The organism is Vibrio sp. SSH13-20, assembly GCF_040104475.1.
Lineage (GTDB): Bacteria > Pseudomonadota > Gammaproteobacteria > Enterobacterales > Vibrionaceae > Vibrio > Vibrio harveyi.
The window spans coordinates 188,050-204,860 of the sequence record NZ_JBECOU010000003.1; the positions used below are offsets into that span (position 1 = coordinate 188,050).

A 16,811-nucleotide genomic window follows, 5' to 3' on the forward strand; every position below is an offset into this window, starting at 1 on the left:
TTGGCAATTTATTTAACAATTATCGTGACAATCTCGTGTACTTTAGAGTACGGATGTCAGTATTGTGCTTGGCTCTTTGACTCGGTTTTACGACCAATGCGACGGTGTCTTCATTCTCATACTGTGCCAATAGATTTTGAACTTGTGCTTCTGACAAATTGTCATACTCATAAGCGTCCACAGCCAAAGTTTCTGGGTTAGCAGATGAAAGCCCCGTACGAGTCAAATCTGGAATCACAAGTTGTGATCCTGTAGGTTTACCAACAATAACGTGCTCAAGAGTTTTAATTGTTGGAGAGTTAACACTTTGAGTATATTTCGCTCGCACAACTAACTCATTAGAAGAGTCAACACCTGTAACTCGTACAACTCCATTTACTCCAGAGGCGATGATGGATGGTTTAACATCGTAAGTTTGCAGTGAGTCCGGCAATTTGACATCAAGGGAACCTAAAATTTCGCCGACAGTCTCGAAGCTCCAACCTGTCGTTAATTTTCCAGATGCCTGGTAATGGTACTCGCTCTCAATACTCGATATAGGAAAAGCTTCTTCCGCAGTAACATCTGGAGTTACCCACGGGTAACTATAAATACCTTTATTTAAGCTAATGTTTAGCGATTCAAGATTCGATGTTGGAACAAAAAGGTTTGTCCAGCCTAAATCTGTATCGAGGCTTTCCAATGTTGCGATAGAAGGGGCTGATTCAGATCCTAATTTATTTGTGAATTCGTAACCAGATAATTTCCCATTAAGGATACCTTTAACAAGAACAGATTCATCGGCAAGCTTCCCAACCTCCTTAGAGTTTGATGTCCCGATACTACTGCCCTCTTGAGAAGACAAAAACTGATAGCTGTCAGCCTGTGCGTTTAAAGTAGAAGCCAAGATATAACCCTTCTGAGGCACAGGTGTAATATCCGCGGAATAGCAACCCCCAACTTGAGGTCTTTTAACTTGTATAAGTTGCGACTCAAGATACTCTTTTTGGATAGACAAAGCTTTGTAGAAAGGGTCACTATCACTGGGAGAGTCTATGACTGTAATGTAGCTGTTAGCCTCCAAAGGGTATTTGTCAATAGATAGAACACCGTTACTATCTGGGTGTTTAGTATCAATGATATTCCCTTTCGAGTCGTGGATGTAAACTGTTACATCGCTAGCCTTTCGCGCATAAGTATATGTTGTTACGTTATCTTTACTTACTTTGTCAAAAATTGTACAAGTAGCGGAATTGTCAGTTGTAGTTGTCACTTTTTGAATAAAAGTAAGAGAAACGTAGTCTGATGGAGTGCTAGTACCGCCACCGCCGCCACCGCCACCGCAACCGACCATTAATCCCGAAATGATTGCCACTAGCGGCAGTACTTTAAGCTGTTTCATGTCTTCTTCCTAAACTGAGCGGCAATGGTTAGCCAAAAAATCGTCTTTGCTCGGTACTAAGCAAGAATAAAGCCAGCTTTTAATATCACTCATGAATGATATCAATAAATATCGTTGAGTATTATTTCCGCAAAACCACATCTAATTTTATGCAACTTGTGTAATCGAATTACACACGAAATAACCAAGTTGTTCGCATGCCAGACACTTTCTGTAGTTTTCTTTCACATCTATTCTTAAAGTGATCTAAATCAATCACCCCAAAGGGCTATCTTGTTAGACTCCGCCCCAATGATGAGGAATTTTTTGTGCCTCAACACAACAAGTTATTAGCTATGCTTAGGCACGAGATATTCGTGTGACAAAATCTAATAATAGCTAGCATAGGACGTGCCGCAGGAAGCGGAAAAACACAATTCAATTTAGAATTCATAACTTTTAAATATATGAGGAATCTATGTCAGACGCAGTTAATAAAGCGCACTCTGATTCGGATATTGAGACTAAAAGCTACCGCGAGCTTCATCGTCCATCATCTGAGTTCGCAAGCCGTTCAGACTACCTAGACCACGAACTACAAATTATGAAGCCACGTCGATTTGGCTTGAACTTGCCAGGTCGTGACTTCCGCTTTGAGCTTGAAGACCTTGTTCCAGCACTTGCTGGTACTATCGGTATTATCGCAATGTACTCTGCGGTAATGATGTCTTGGGCTGAAGGTCTTACTGCAGCATGGGACCACGTCAACTTGGGCAAAGATTTTGCTATCGAAGTTGCACGTGTAGAAATGCTTATCCCTGCACTTCTTTTCTGTGTACTTGCTTCTGGTTTTATTAACCCTAAAGCCAACCTTGCAGGTAACCACGGTCCAATGATCCCTCTTATTGGTACCATCGCTCTTGCTGGTGCTCACCCTCTTGCATTGGCAATTCTAATCGGTGTGTTCGGTCTTCTATTGAGTTTCCTAAAAGGCGGCTCCAAACTGGTGAACCTCACCTCGGAAGGTACAGCCGGTGGCTTGCTTATCTTCTTGGGTTTGACTGGTACCATGAGCCAGATTACTTCGATTCAAGAATGGGCAGTTGGTCTGCAATCTTCTACTGTTGAAGCTGGTAGCATGGGCTATGTTGGTCTGATCGTACTGGCAGTCACTATCGCACTATACGCATTCCTTGCAAAAGTGAACAAGCGTTGGCTTGCTATTCCGGTGTGTGCTTTCACTGGTCTTGCAATCGCTTTAGTACTAGGTGCAGGTTTCGATATTAAATTCGTCACTGAAACAGGTCTTCCTAACCTAAACCCTGTTTACTGGTGGGGCAGTACTGAAGAAGGTTGGATGCTAGGTCTTCCTAACATGGAACACTTCATCGCATCTCTACCATTTGCAATCCTTGCCGTGGCAATGTGGTCTCCTGACTTCCTAGGTCACCGTATCTTCCAAGAATTGAACTACCCTAAAAAGACAGAAAAAGTATTGATGGACGTAGATGACACAATGACAATGTGTTCTATCCGTCAGATGGTAGGTACAGCAGTAGGTGGTGGTAACATCACTTCATCTTGGGGTACTTACATGATCCCAGCAGCGATCGCAAAACGCCCTATCCCTGGCGGTGCAATCCTTCTAGGTCTTCTGGTAATGATCATTGCAATCCTTGGTTTCCCAATGGATATCGCAGTATGGCCACCAGTAATGCGTGTTGCTCTTCTTGTAGGTGTATCTCTACCTCTACTTGAAGCAGGTATGCAGATGGTGAAAGACTCGAAAGATTCTCAAGCAGCAGGTATCTGTATCTTTGGTTCTGCAGTCGTTAACCCAGTTCTTGCTTGGGCACTGACTATGCTGCTAGACAACAATGGTCTGATTGGTGATAAAGAGCGCGCTTCTCGTCTATCCTTTGTCGATAAGATTGTGATCCCTGTAGGTGTACTTGTTATCTGTTTAGTCGCTATGCTTGCAGTAGGTATGCTAGAAGGACAATATGGCATTAAAGCTTGGCTATAATGACATTCGTTCAAAAATTGTGTGGGTAGCGCTCGTCGCTACCCAATTTTTATCGAGATTTTTTAGGATTTATTGATTTAGTTTAAGGTTTGCAAAATTTTTTTAGTGTAGCCTTGAATTGTGGTTGGGAAGAACCCACATTGTTAGCAGTGACAATATTTATAGTTTTATGACCCACTCTTTCTTATTTAAGACTATAAATATTGTTATTCATTAAGAGTGTACTGTTCTCCGTTTAACAGTGGAGATAGCTGGCTCAACGGCGAACCAGTACGTATTTTTTTCTACTACAAAGGTAGGTATGTCATGGCAGAGCAATTTGCTAAAGCTTGGGAAGGTTTTGCTGCAGGCGACTGGCAAAACGAAGTAAACGTTCGTGATTTCATTCAGAAGAACTACACTCCGTACGAAGGCGACGAATCTTTCCTAGTTTCTGAAGGTACTGAAGCGACTAACAAGCTTTGGGCTAAGGTAATGGAAGGTATCAAACAAGAGAACGCGACTCACGCTCCTGTTGATTTCGATACTTCAGTTATCTCTACCATCACTGCTCACGATGCAGGCTACATCGAAAAAGACCTAGAAACTATCGTAGGTCTACAAACTGAAGCTCCTCTTAAGCGTGCAATCATCCCTAACGGTGGTATCCGTATGGTTGAAGGTTCTTGCAAAGCTTACGATCGCGAGCTTGACCCACAAGTTAAGAAAATCTTCACAGAATACCGTAAAACGCACAACGCTGGCGTATTCGATATCTACACTCCAGATATCCTAGCATGTCGTAAATCAGGCGTTCTAACTGGTCTTCCAGATGCTTACGGTCGTGGTCGTATCATCGGTGACTACCGTCGTGTTGCTCTATACGGTATCGACCGTCTAATGCAAGACAAGCTAGCTCAATTCAAGTCTCTACAAGAGCGTTTTGAGAACGGTGAAGATCTACAGATGACTATGCAGCTTCGCGAAGAGATCGCTGAGCAGCACCGTGCACTTGGTCAAATGAAAGTTATGGCTGCGAAATACGGCTGTGACATCTCTCGTCCAGCTGAAACTGCACAAGAAGCTATCCAGTGGACTTACTTCGGTTACCTAGCAGCTGTTAAATCTCAAAACGGCGCAGCAATGTCTCTAGGTCGTACTTCTACTTTCCTAGATATCTACATCGAACGTGATATCGCTGAAGGTAAGATCACTGAAGTTGACGCACAAGAAATGATCGACCACTTCGTAATGAAACTACGTATGGTTCGTTTCCTACGTACTCCTGAGTACGATGATCTATTCTCTGGCGACCCAATCTGGGCAACAGAGTCTATGGGTGGTATGGGTCTTGACGGTCGTACGCTAGTTACACGTTCAAACTTCCGTTTCCTAAACTCTCTATACACAATGGGTCCTTCTCCAGAGCCAAACATCACTGTTCTTTGGTCTGAGCAACTACCTGAAGGCTTCAAGAAGTTCTGTGCAAAAGTATCTATCGATACTTCATCAATCCAGTACGAGAACGACGATCTAATGCGTCCAGACTTCGAGTCTGATGATTACGCAATCGCATGTTGTGTATCTCCAATGATCATTGGTAAGCACATGCAATTCTTCGGCGCTCGCGCTAACCTAGCTAAGACTCTTCTATACGTTATCAACGGCGGTGTGGATGAGAAACTGAAGATCCAAGTTGGTCCTCAAATGCCTAAGATCACTGACGAAGTTCTAGACTTCGACGATGTATGGGGCAAACTAGACCACTTCATGGATTGGCTAGCTAAGCAGTACGTGACTGCACTAAACAGCATCCACTTCATGCACGACAAGTACAGCTACGAAGCTGCGCTAATGGCTCTACATGACCGTGACGTTCGCCGTACTATGGCTTGTGGTATCGCAGGTCTATCTGTTGCAGCTGACTCACTATCTGCAATCAAATTCGCGAAAGTTAAACCAGTTCGTGACGAAGATGGCGTAGCAATCGACTTCGAAATCGAAGGCGACTACCCTAAATTCGGTAACAACGATGCTCGCGTAGATGACATCGCTTGTGAACTTGTTGAAGTGTTCATGAACAAGATTCGTCAGCTTAAGACTTACCGTGACGCAATCCCTACTCAGTCTATCCTAACTATCACTTCAAACGTGGTATACGGTAAGAAGACTGGTAACACGCCTGACGGTCGTCGCGCAGGTGCTCCTTTCGCACCAGGTGCTAACCCAATGCACGGTCGTGACGAAAAAGGTGCTGTAGCGTCTCTAACGTCTGTAGGTAAACTACCGTTTGCTCACGCTAAAGATGGTATCTCTTACACGTTCTCTATCGTACCTAACGCTCTAGGTAAAGATGAAGGTTCACAACGTGCTAACCTTGCTGGTCTAATGGATGGTTACTTCCACCATGAATCTGGTATCGAAGGTGGTCAACACCTAAACGTGAACGTTCTTAACCGCGAAACTCTAGAAGACGCTGTTAAGCACCCAGAGAAATACCCTCAGCTAACAATCCGTGTATCTGGTTACGCTGTACGCTTCAACTCTCTAACTGCAGAGCAACAAGCTGACGTAATCGCACGTACATTCACTGAGTCTCTATAAGACTGATTGAATTAGCACTTTAAGTGATAGAACAAAGGTCGATGCTGAAAAGCATCGACCTTTTTTTGTTTCTTGAACTAAAGTTGTGACATTACAAAAGATTTTGTCTGGGATCTTCCGTATGATGCGTAAAAAGCTTGCAAACATACACTATGAAACTCAGTAAATTATTCATCCTTGCGCTGCTATCACCGGCAGCAATCGCATCCACCAAATCCACAGTCTCTTTCACTCTCGATAACGATGGCATTTTTGGCGTTGACCAAGATTATACCAATGGTATTTTTCTCTCTTACGCGACTGAACAATTGCGTGAAGACGCAGAATGGAAATGGTTTACATTAAATGATTCTAGCCAAAGCAACGTCGATAAGATTGAATTAGTGCTTGGGCATAAAATGTACACGCCAAGTGACATCGAAGCCGACTACCCACTTGTCAACGATCGTCCTTACGCGGGCTACTTACACACTGAAATCAACTATATCTCACTCACCGCTGATAAAGCTGTTCGCTACAATTTCACTATCGGTGCAACGGGTGAGAGCTCACTCTCTGAAAAGGCGCAAGAGCTGGTTCATAGCATTACTGGTTCAACCGATCCACAAGGTTGGGATTACCAAATTGATGACGAGTTGGCGTTTAGCGTCGGCTACCGAGCGTTCAACAAATTGATGCGTAGCGAGGGCAAAACGACACAGTGGGAAATCACCAACGTTAACGATATTAACGCGGGTAATTTCCGAAGTGACGTTTCACAAGGTGTCATGTTTCGTTGGGGTACTAACTTAGCCAACAGCATAGGTGCCGCAAACATCAGCGTTGAAAGTCCATTCCATGCCAGCATGTTAGCTAAGAGCACATCAAGTTGGTTCTTATTCACGGGCTTTGAAGGTCGTTACCGCTTTAACGATATCACTATTGAAGGCGACCGTTCAGGTCTACCAGAGCCATCAGACCAATATGATGTCACACTACAGAACTGGCAAGCGAGTGCCGTTGCAGGTGCGGCTTGGTACAACCAAAACTATGGCGCAAGCTTAACATTTACAGTGAAAACGCCAGACTATGAGGAAGCCCAAACTGACGTTTACGGTACAGGCTCTTTGTCTTTGTTCGCCTTCTTCTAAAGAAATCTCCCCATACGGCGTGTGAGTTTTCATTCGCCGTTGTCTTTGCTCAATATCTCGCCAACGAAAGCCCACTTAGACTGTTTTAACCCTGCAATTTGTAATAAAATAACGGTCAGAATTTATTAAAAATGAGAGCAAAAGATGTCAACAACTGGTCGTATTCACTCGTTTGAGTCATGTGGTACCGTAGACGGACCTGGTATCCGTTTTATCGTCTTCTTGCAGGGTTGCTTAATGCGTTGTAAGTATTGCCATAACCGCGATACATGGGACACGCATGATGGCAAGGAAGTTACGGTTGAAGAGATTATTGCTGAAGCAAAAACTTACCGTCACTTCATGAACGCATCAGGTGGTGGCATTACTTGTTCCGGTGGTGAAGCGATGCTTCAGCCTGAGTTCGTTCGTGACTTCTTCCGCGCTGCTCAAGCAGAAGGCATTCACACTTGTTTGGATACTAACGGCTACATCCGTAAACACACCGACGTGATCGATGAAGTGTTGGATGCGACTGACCTAGTCATGCTTGACCTAAAACACATGAAAGATGAGATTCACCAAGACTTCATTGGTGTGTCTAACCGTCGTGTTTTAGACTTTGCTCGTTATCTACATAAAATTGGTCAAAAGACTTGGATTCGTTATGTGGTTGTTCCTGGCTACACGGACGAACCAGAAGCCGCTCATATGCTTGGTGAATTCATTAAAGATATGGATAACATTGAAAAAGTAGAGCTTCTGCCATACCACAAACTTGGCGCACACAAATGGGAGGCGCTTGGTGTTGAATATCCTCTTGATGGTGTAAATCCTCCATCTAAAGAAACTATGGACGAAATCCAGTCAATTCTTTCCCAATACCACTCAAATGTGAAATACTAAGTAGCATTAGGTTATTGAATAGATTAAAAATACCAGCAACTTGCTGGTATTTTTTTACCTAAACGTAGGTATATGTGTCTAACGGACCAGCAGGTCTTGTGCCCTATCCAACTCATATTAGACGTATTAGGAATACGAAACCGTAAGTAAAGCTCACAGGAAAAGCGTTGGGATAACACATGGATTGGTTTAATTTTGTTTCGATCATCATTATTTTCTGGGTCGTCGTCGTTTATTGTCTCCCCGATTGGCGAAGAGTCGTTTGGCCTAAAATGGAACAAGAAAAGCCATTCCAACATTTAGTCTTCGCGACACTTTTCTTGATTAGCGTTTTGTGGTCTGCCCAAGCAGGGGTAAAAGAAGGGTTACAAATTCATTTCCTTGCTTTAACCACGCTAACTATGATGTATGGTTGGCGCATGGCTTTTCTATTTTGCATCCCTGCGATGGTCGTCAACCACTTGATTCATGACATATCGTTGTTGATGTTGCCAAGCGCGCTGGTGCTCTCTGCACTGATTCCAATACTTATCAGTTACAGCATCTTTCTTCTGAGCTACCAGTACTTACCACGTAACATCTTCGTTTTCATTTTTGTGGCAGGATTCTTCAATGGTGCACTTACCGGCAGCCTCCACTTGCTGATCAATTCTTTTTACCACCTATCTGTGGGTCATTATGACTGGCAAACCATCCAGCACAATTACTTTGTGTTTGTGCCGTTACTCGCTTTCCCTGAAGGTCTTCTTAATGGAATGGCTTTAGCGGTACTGACCGTTTTTAAGCCTGAGTGGCTGAGAGTTTTTTCGGACCGTGACTACATATACAACCATTATCACAAATAAGTTGTAACGCCCCATTCATACTGCATTTGTAAACTGGTTAAATTCGATAATTCTTGCCATTTTTCATATTAAATATGTGTTGAGATCATGTTTCACCTTCATCCGAAACGTTAACCTAAGCACATTAAAAATGTATTAGATTATTTAGTGAGGTCACCATGGAAATGTCAAACGCTCAACGTTTGATCCTATCAAACCAGTACAACCTAATGTCTCAACTTGATCCTAACAACGCGGCAAAATACAAGCGTCTACAGACTATTGTAGAGCGTGGTTACGAGCTACAAATGCGCGAGTTGAACAAAGATTTTGGCTGCATTACAGAAACCGAGTGTCGTGAAATCATCGACATCATGGAGATGTACCACGCAATGCAAGAATCAAACAAAATGCTGGATGACGAAGAGCGCGGTAAAGTCGACCAGCGTCGCCTTCAGTTCCTTGGCTTTGATATTGCGACAGAAGCACAACAAGTACACTATGTGCGCTTCCTAGTGGATTCAGAAGGTCTTTACCCTCAATTTGATAAAGCTGATCACCACTTCAATAGCCAAATGCCAATGTTAGACAAATACCGCCGCATGCTAAAAACCTGGCGCAACTGTCCTCGTCAATACCACCTATGTGCAAACGAGCTAGCACAAATCTTTAGTGCATAATTCAGCAAGTATTTGAAAAGGAGGGCAAAGGCTCTCCTTTTTTCTTTTCCCCTGTCACAAGTCAAGCTCATTCTATCAGCACAGTTTTATCTTTCATTCTCTAGACTTGTATACGAATCACTAATATCAGTGATTCAAAGCCAAATATCTGATTTCTATCACTCCTATTCACAACATAAATTTTTCAATCTCCAAACAGTGATTCAAATGTCACTTTTGCAATAAATTCATAATTGTTAAGCAAAATTGGAAATCCCCGACTAGGCTTAAAATGAGAAAGGGAGTGATTGAAAGGTACCTATCCATCGTTCTCCGTTGCAGTGAAAAAGTGTCCATAAAGCAAAGTCTTTGGTGTTGTCTAGCTTACTTCCAGTACAAACCAAACGTGATAACAGGACGTATAACTTCATACAACGAAGGGCATATCAAAGGTGGATAAGCCTGCGTCAACGTTCGTCGGTAGACTGACTAGTTAAAGGGGAAAGCGACATGAGTATTTTCGACCACTATCAATCAAGATATGAAGCTGCAAAAGATGAAGAGATGTCGTTACAGGATTTCTTAGCCCTGTGTAAAGACGACAAAAGCGCTTACGCTAATGCTGCAGAACGCCTACTGATGGCTATCGGAGAGCCAGAAGTCATTGATACTGCTCAAGATCCAAGACTGAGCCGTATATTCTCGAACCGAGTCATCTCACGTTATGAAACCTTCAAAGACTTCTATGGCATGGAAGATGCGATTGAGCAGATTGTTTCTTATCTCAAACATGCCGCACAAGGTTTGGAAGAGCGTAAACAAATTCTGTACTTACTCGGCCCTGTTGGTGGTGGTAAGTCATCACTTGCCGAAAAGCTAAAAGCCCTAATGGAAAAAATGCCCGTTTATGTGCTTAGTGCGAACGGCGAACGAAGCCCAGTTAACGATCACCCTTTCTGTCTGTTCAATCCGACAGAAGATGGCGAGATCTTGAAGAAAGAATACGGCATCGAACATCGTTACCTAAGATCTATCATGTCACCGTGGGCAGCAAAACGTCTGCATGAATTTGGTGGTGATATCACCAAGTTCAAAGTGCTGAAAGTACGCCCTTCCATCCTCGACCAAGTGGCTATTGCTAAAACCGAGCCAGGCGATGAAAACAACCAAGACATTTCGTCCCTCGTTGGTAAAGTCGATATTCGTCAGTTAGAGCATTACTCACAAGACGACCCAGATGCCTACAGTTACTCTGGCGCGCTGTGTAAAGCGAACCAAGGTTTGATGGAATTCGTAGAGATGTTCAAAGCGCCAATCAAGGTGCTACACCCTCTATTAACCGCAACTCAAGAAGGCAACTTTAATGGTACCGAGGGACTGTCTGCGATTCCATTCGACGGTATGATTCTGGCTCACTCGAACGAATCTGAGTGGCAAACCTTCCGCAACAATAAGAACAATGAGGCGTTCTTAGACCGTGTGTACATAGTGAAAGTACCTTACTGCTTACGTGTGTCGGAAGAAGTGAAGATCTACCAGAAACTGCTTGAAAACAGTGAGCTTTCTAAAGCACCTTGCTCACCAAGTACGCTTGAAACTCTGGCACAATTTAGTATTCTTTCGCGACTTAAAGAGCCTGAGAACTCGTCCATCTTCTCTAAGATGCGAGTGTACGATGGTGAAACACTGAAAGACACCGATCCGAAAGCGAAGAGCTACCAAGAGTACCGTGACTACGCAGGCGTTGACGAGGGTATGAACGGTCTATCAACTCGTTTCGCCTTCAAAATCCTATCTCGCGTGTTCAACTTCGACCAAACGGAAGTGGCGGCCAACCCTGTTCACCTGTTCTATGTTATTGAACAGCAAGTAGAACGTGAGCAGTTCCCTTCAGAAATGGCAGAGAAGTACCTTGAATTCTTGAAAGGCTATCTAGTGCCTCGTTATGTCGAGTTCATTGGTAAAGAAGTTCAAACGGCATACCTAGAGTCTTACTCTGAGTACGGTCAGAATATCTTCGACCGTTACGTCACCTATGCAGACTTCTGGATCCAAGACCAAGAATATCGCGATCCAGAAACAGGCCAACTGTTCGACCGTGCTTCTCTAAATGCTGAATTAGAGAAGATCGAGAAAACAGCGGGCATCTCTAACCCGAAAGATTTCCGAAACGAAATCGTAAACTTTGTGCTTCGTGCGAAAGCCAATAACAATGGTCAAAACCCAGTTTGGACCAGCTACGAAAAACTGCGCACGGTAATCGAGAAAAAAATGTTCTCCAATACCGAAGAGCTGCTTCCGGTTATCTCATTCAATGCGAAAACGTCTTCTGAAGATCAGAAGAAACACGACGACTTTGTCGCTCGCATGATGGAAAAAGGCTACACCGAGAAACAGGTTCGCCTACTTTCTGAGTGGTACCTACGAGTACGTAAGTCATCCTAACCAGTTTGAGTTAGGTCGCTTGTGAAACATGAAGAGGGCTATTTCATGGCGCAATTTATAGACCGAAGGCTCAATGGCAAGAACAAGAGCGCTGTTAATCGACAGCGCTTCTTGAAGCGCCATAAAGAGCAGATTAAAGAGTCGGTAGCTGACGCAGTGAATCGACGCTCGATCACGAACACGGAAACGGGCGAAGACGTCGCAATACCGCACAAAGACATTAACGAACCTATGTTTCATCAGGGTAAAGGGGGCGTACGTGACCGTGTGCACCCTGGTAACGACCAATTTATCACGGGTGATAAAATTGAACGTCCGAAAGGTGGAGGTCAAGGCGGCGGTGCTGGTGAAGGCAATGCTAGCCCCGACGGCGAAGGTCAAGACGAGTTCGTTTTCCAAATCTCAAAAGATGAATATCTCGACATCTTATTTGAAGATTTAGAGCTACCAAATCTCGAGAAAAACCAAATTGCCAAAATCACAGAGTGGAAGACCCATCGCGCGGGTTATCAAACCGCGGGTATTCCATCCAACATTGCCGTAGTTCGCTCGTTACAACAATCTCTGGCGCGACGCACCGCAATGACAGCAGGTAAAAAACGTCTTCTTAACGAGCTAGAGGATGAACTAACTCGCATCAAGAACATTGAGCCTGCACAACAGCTCGAAGAAAATCGCTTGAAGAAGGAAATCGAAGAGTTACGTAAGAAAATCGAAAGCGTGCCCTTCATTGATACCTTCGACTTACGTTTCAAGAACTATGAGAAGCGCCCTGTGCCATCGAGCCAAGCGGTCATGTTCTGTCTAATGGACGTATCCGGTTCTATGGATCAAGCCACCAAAGACATTGCAAAACGCTTCTATGTGCTTTTGTATCTTTTCTTAACTCGTACGTATGAGAATGTTGAAGTGGTCTTCATTCGCCACCACACCCAAGCGAAAGAAGTCGACGAGCACGAGTTTTTCTATTCGCAAGAAACGGGAGGCACTATCGTATCGAGCGCGCTCAAGCTGATGAATGAGATCGTTCAAGACCGCTACCCTGTGGGTCAATGGAACATCTACGCGGCTCAGGCATCCGATGGCGATAACTGGGCAGACGACTCACCCCGTTGTCGTGACCTACTCGTCAATAAGTTACTGCCAAATTGTCAGTACTATTCATACATCGAGATCACTAGACGTTCCCATCAAACGCTGTGGCATGAGTATGAAAAGCTTTCCGAAGCCTTTCCAAACTTCGCCATGAAAAACATCCGCTCTGTGGAGGATATCTTCCCAGTCTTCCGTGAACTATTCCAAAAAGAAAATGCGTAAGGAGGCTAGCGATGAATACCGCAACGACAAACCTTTCGGGGGAAGCCTCGAAGAAACGCAGAGATAATATGCTGCCAGATGGTCCAGACTGGACATTTGAACTGCTGGAGCGTTACCACAAGGAAATCAAGCGTGTCGCGGAGCATTATCGTCTCGACACCTACCCTAACCAAATCGAAGTCATCACCTCAGAGCAAATGATGGACGCATACTCAAGCATCGGTATGCCTATCAACTACAACCACTGGTCGTTTGGTAAAAAGTTCATCCAAACAGAGCAGAACTATAAGCACGGTCAAATGGGTCTAGCTTACGAGATCGTCATTAACTCAAACCCATGCATCGCTTACCTGATGGAAGAGAACACCATCACTATGCAGGCACTGGTTATTGCTCACGCATGCTATGGGCACAACTCATTCTTTAAAGGCAATTACCTGTTCCAAACTTGGACCGATGCCAGCTCTATCATCGATTATCTATTGTTTGCGAAGAACTACATTGCGGAATGTGAAGAGCGTTATGGTGTGCACGAAGTCGAGCAGCTTCTAGACTCTTGCCATGCACTTATGAACTTCGGCGTTGACCGTTATAAACGTCCTGAAAAGATTTCAATTAACGAGGAGAAAGCGCGTCAGGAAGAGCGTGAAGCTTACCTGCAATCGCAAGTAAACGAGTTATGGCGCACCGTTCCACAATCGAAAACCAAAGAAGAAGACATTAAAGTTCGTTTCCCTAGCGAGCCACAAGAGAACCTGCTCTACTTCTTTGAAAAACATGCTCCTCTGCTTGAACCATGGCAACGTGAGATTGTGCGTATCGTGCGTAAGGTAAGCCAATACTTCTATCCTCAAAAACAAACTCAGGTCATGAACGAAGGCTGGGCAACATTCTGGCACTACACCATTCTTAATCACCTTTATGATGAGGGTTTGGTGTCTGAGAAGTTCATTCTCGAATTTCTACACAGCCACACTAGTGTGGTTGCACAGCCACCATATAACAGCCCTTACTTTAGTGGTATCAACCCTTATGCGCTTGGTTTTGCGATGTTCCGCGATATCAAACGTATCTGTGAAGAACCAACAGACGAGGACAAAGAGTGGTTCCCTGAACTAGCAGGAACAGACTGGTTAGACGCGGTTCACTTTGCCATGCATAACTTCAAGGATGAAAGCTTTATTAGCCAATACTTATCACCGAAGCTCATGCGTGATTTCAAGTTGTTTGCCATCAATGACGATGATCGTAAAAACTTCATCGAAGTTGCCGCCATTCACGATGAGATGGGTTACCGACGCATTCGTGAAACGCTAGCTGCGCAATATAACTTGGCGAATTTAGAGCCAAATATTCAGGTGTTTAACGTAGATGTCCGCGGTGACCGCTCATTAACGCTGCAATATGTCCCCCATAACCGCATTCCTTTGGATAACAGTTATGAAGAAGTACTTAAGCATGTATATCGCTTGTGGGGCTTCGACGTGATTTTGGAAGAAGTCAAAGACACCGGACACAGAGAGATCCTCTCAACATGTCCGAAACGCAATCAGTACGACACCAATATCTAACCGATACAGCTTCCAATCTATCGTAGATACAAAAAGGCTCCTCAATGAGGAGCCTTTTCTAATTTTGAAATCAATACCAAGCTTATTGTGCTTGCTTAGCGACAATCGCACGTACTGCTTCTAAATCTTCTGGCGTATCCACACCGGCTGCTGGCGCTTCTTTTGCAACTTCCACATGGATCTTTTCGCCGTACCAAAGTACGCGAAGCTGCTCTAGGCACTCGATTTGTTCAAGTGCACTTGGCTGCCAATTCACATAGGTATTGATAAAACCAGCACGGTAAGCGTAGATGCCGATGTGACGCATCAATGGGTTCGCGATCGTTTTGTCTTGTTTAGCAAAGTTGTCACGATCCCATGGAATCGTTGCTCGGCTAAAATACATGGCATAGCCACGCTCATCCGCGACCACTTTTACCGCATTCGGGTTGAAGACTTCCTCTTCCGATTCGATCTCCACCGCAAGCGTTGCCATGGGCGCATCGCAACCTGCTAAGTTATCAGCCACTTGGCGAATGATAGACGGCGGAATCAATGGTTCATCACCCTGAACATTCACCACAATATGGTCTGCAGGAATCGCCATTTTCTCTACTACTTCGGCTAGTCGCTCAGTGCCAGATTCGTGGTTTGGCGAGGTCATACAAACCTTGCCACCAAACTGCTCTGCTGCCACTGACACTCGCTCATCGTCAGTTGCAATAATCACATCTTCTGCACCCGCTTGTAACGCTTGCTCGTAAACCCATTGGATCATAGGTTTACCACCAATATCTGCCAATGGCTTACCTGGTAAGCGGCTTGACGCATAGCGTGCAGGAATGACAACCGTAAAAGACATTAGCGTCCCTCGTCCATGCTCATGGTTCGAGCTTCTGGCTCAAGCAGAACAGGAATACCCTCTTTTATTGGGTAAGCAAGGCGATCCAATTTGCAGATCAACTCTTGATTATCTTTATCGTACGTCAGCTTACCTTTGCACACAGGGCAAGCTACAATCTCAAGCAGACGGTGATCCATAAGTCGCTTTAACCTCTTTTATTCGATTTAAAATTCGCTCTGCATCGTTTGATTCAAACTGAGCAGAAACAGGCAGATACCACCAATTATCTTGCGCATAGCTGTCACATTTGACGGCATCTTTTTCTGTCATAATCACATTCGCCCCTTGTTGAGCCAATGCGTGCAATTCTTGCTGGTCAAAGTCTTGATGGTCGGCAAAACCCTTCGTTACTTTAACGTCAGCGTTCATCGCATTAAGTGTATTAAAAAATCGTGGCGGATGTCCGATCCCAGCAAATGCAACGAGGTCTTGCAGTTCGCTCACCTCGACTTGCTGTTTTGTCTTTAAATTAACGGCTTTCGATGGCGCTAAAGACATTGGCATTTCGTTTTGCTGAGCTTGACCACCGTTTGTGATAATAAAATCGACGTTAGAAAGACGCTCTACCCCTTCGCGAAGCGGGCCAAGCGGTATAAGGCTTTCATTACCAAAGCGACGATTACCATCAACAATAACAAACTCGATATCTCTCTCAAGCGCGTAATGTTGAAGCCCATCATCCGTAACAATGATATCAACGCCCACTTCTAGTAATGCTTTCACTGCATTAGCACGGACTGGATCCACTGCCACTGGTGCGCCAGTTCTGCGATAGATAAGCTTAGGTTCATCACCACAATGTTTAGCAGGCGTACTATCATCAAGCAATAACGGATATTGCGGCGCTTTTGCGCCATAGCCTCTAGACACCACTCCAGGCTTAAAACCAAGTTGCTGCAATTGCTCTACCAGCCACACCACAACTGGGGTTTTGCCGTTCCCACCAGCAGTAATGTTACCAACAACGACAACAGGTACAGGCGCTTTATACGCTTGTTTTTTTCCAGATTGGTATTGTTGTCGCTTAGACTTACTAATTGCACCGAATAACAGACTAAGTGGCCACAGTAGCGGCCACAGTAAGTACTTGAGAGGATGGTTTTCGAACCAGATTTTTTCAATCACAGC

Annotated in this window: 13 protein-coding genes; 9 read left to right on the forward strand and 4 right to left on the reverse strand. The window is 44.4% G+C overall.

All coding sequences use genetic code 11. The features are described from left to right. Positions 1-19: 19 nt before the first annotated feature. Positions 20-1,381 (reverse strand): flagellar sheath protein A, encoded by a 1,362-nt coding sequence (locus tag ABMY42_RS09640; protein ID WP_239969041.1) that lies wholly within the window; start codon positions 1,379-1,381, stop codon positions 20-22. 457 nt (positions 1,382-1,838) lie between these two features. Here ABMY42_RS09640 and ABMY42_RS09645 point away from each other — a divergent pair, with 457 nt between their 5' ends. The 9 genes from ABMY42_RS09645 to ABMY42_RS09685 all read left to right on the forward strand — a co-directional run bounded on the left by ABMY42_RS09645 (position 1,839) and on the right by ABMY42_RS09685 (position 14,800). Next, positions 1,839-3,386: a DUF3360 family protein gene (locus ABMY42_RS09645; protein ID WP_005446706.1), complete on the forward strand. Its 1,548-nt coding sequence runs from the start codon at positions 1,839-1,841 to the stop codon at positions 3,384-3,386. A 306-nt stretch (positions 3,387-3,692) separates the two neighbouring features. After that, complete coding sequence (gene pflB, locus ABMY42_RS09650) at positions 3,693-5,969, forward strand: formate C-acetyltransferase (protein WP_038898170.1); 2,277 nt, start codon at positions 3,693-3,695, stop codon at positions 5,967-5,969. Between the two features lie 152 nt (positions 5,970-6,121). After that, positions 6,122-7,099: a lipid A deacylase LpxR family protein gene (locus ABMY42_RS09655; protein WP_009698308.1), complete on the forward strand. Its 978-nt coding sequence runs from the start codon at positions 6,122-6,124 to the stop codon at positions 7,097-7,099. A 144-nt stretch (positions 7,100-7,243) separates the two neighbouring features. Then, entirely contained in the window at positions 7,244-7,984 is a 741-nt protein-coding gene (pflA, locus tag ABMY42_RS09660; protein ID WP_005446703.1) for a pyruvate formate lyase 1-activating protein, read from the forward strand. A gap of 179 nt (positions 7,985-8,163) precedes the next feature. After that, positions 8,164-8,829, forward strand: coding sequence for an energy-coupling factor ABC transporter permease (locus tag ABMY42_RS09665; RefSeq protein WP_009698309.1), 666 nt, complete (start codon positions 8,164-8,166; stop codon positions 8,827-8,829). A 158-nt stretch (positions 8,830-8,987) separates the two neighbouring features. Beyond that, entirely contained in the window at positions 8,988-9,488 is a 501-nt protein-coding gene (locus ABMY42_RS09670) for a YfbU family protein (protein WP_005431701.1), read from the forward strand. A gap of 489 nt (positions 9,489-9,977) precedes the next feature. Beyond that, complete coding sequence (locus ABMY42_RS09675) at positions 9,978-11,912, forward strand: PrkA family serine protein kinase (protein ID WP_005431706.1); 1,935 nt, start codon at positions 9,978-9,980, stop codon at positions 11,910-11,912. Positions 11,913-11,957: 45 nt separating this feature from the next. Next, a complete protein-coding gene (locus tag ABMY42_RS09680; protein WP_005446701.1) occupies positions 11,958-13,229 on the forward strand; it encodes a YeaH/YhbH family protein in 1,272 nt (423 codons plus the stop codon). Positions 13,230-13,240: 11 nt separating this feature from the next. After that, complete coding sequence (locus tag ABMY42_RS09685; RefSeq protein WP_017819023.1) at positions 13,241-14,800, forward strand: SpoVR family protein; 1,560 nt, start codon at positions 13,241-13,243, stop codon at positions 14,798-14,800. Positions 14,801-14,882: 82 nt separating this feature from the next. Here the strand turns inward: ABMY42_RS09685 and kdsB are convergent, their stop codons facing one another. From kdsB to lpxK, 3 genes are read right to left on the reverse strand one after another with little or no spacing between them, the layout of a single operon-like run. Further along, entirely contained in the window at positions 14,883-15,641 is a 759-nt protein-coding gene (kdsB, locus tag ABMY42_RS09690; RefSeq protein ID WP_005446698.1) for a 3-deoxy-manno-octulosonate cytidylyltransferase, read from the reverse strand. Further along, complete coding sequence (locus ABMY42_RS09695; protein WP_005378451.1) at positions 15,641-15,820, reverse strand: Trm112 family protein; 180 nt, start codon at positions 15,818-15,820, stop codon at positions 15,641-15,643. The genes kdsB and ABMY42_RS09695 overlap by 1 nt, the downstream gene beginning before the upstream one ends. Further along, positions 15,801-16,808, reverse strand: a complete 1,008-nt coding sequence (gene lpxK, locus ABMY42_RS09700) for a tetraacyldisaccharide 4'-kinase (RefSeq protein WP_009700425.1) — start codon at positions 16,806-16,808, stop codon at positions 15,801-15,803. The genes ABMY42_RS09695 and lpxK overlap by 20 nt, the downstream gene beginning before the upstream one ends. Positions 16,809-16,811 lie beyond the last annotated feature (3 nt).

What these genes read in the sequence shown, in the direction of transcription:
- ABMY42_RS09640 (WP_239969041.1), bottom strand. Translation starts at nt 1,381, where the DNA reads ATGAAACAGCTTAAAGTACTGCCGCTAGTGGCAATCATTTCGGGATTA.
- ABMY42_RS09645 (WP_005446706.1), top strand. Translation starts at nt 1,839, where the DNA reads ATGTCAGACGCAGTTAATAAAGCGCACTCTGATTCGGATATTGAGACT.
- pflB (WP_038898170.1), top strand. Translation starts at nt 3,693, where the DNA reads ATGGCAGAGCAATTTGCTAAAGCTTGGGAAGGTTTTGCTGCAGGCGAC.
- ABMY42_RS09655 (WP_009698308.1), top strand. Translation starts at nt 6,122, where the DNA reads ATGAAACTCAGTAAATTATTCATCCTTGCGCTGCTATCACCGGCAGCA.
- pflA (WP_005446703.1), top strand. Translation starts at nt 7,244, where the DNA reads ATGTCAACAACTGGTCGTATTCACTCGTTTGAGTCATGTGGTACCGTA.
- ABMY42_RS09665 (WP_009698309.1), top strand. Translation starts at nt 8,164, where the DNA reads ATGGATTGGTTTAATTTTGTTTCGATCATCATTATTTTCTGGGTCGTC.
- ABMY42_RS09670 (WP_005431701.1), top strand. Translation starts at nt 8,988, where the DNA reads ATGGAAATGTCAAACGCTCAACGTTTGATCCTATCAAACCAGTACAAC.
- ABMY42_RS09675 (WP_005431706.1), top strand. Translation starts at nt 9,978, where the DNA reads ATGAGTATTTTCGACCACTATCAATCAAGATATGAAGCTGCAAAAGAT.
- ABMY42_RS09680 (WP_005446701.1), top strand. Translation starts at nt 11,958, where the DNA reads ATGGCGCAATTTATAGACCGAAGGCTCAATGGCAAGAACAAGAGCGCT.
- ABMY42_RS09685 (WP_017819023.1), top strand. Translation starts at nt 13,241, where the DNA reads ATGAATACCGCAACGACAAACCTTTCGGGGGAAGCCTCGAAGAAACGC.
- kdsB (WP_005446698.1), bottom strand. Translation starts at nt 15,641, where the DNA reads ATGTCTTTTACGGTTGTCATTCCTGCACGCTATGCGTCAAGCCGCTTA.
- ABMY42_RS09695 (WP_005378451.1), bottom strand. Translation starts at nt 15,820, where the DNA reads ATGGATCACCGTCTGCTTGAGATTGTAGCTTGCCCTGTGTGCAAAGGT.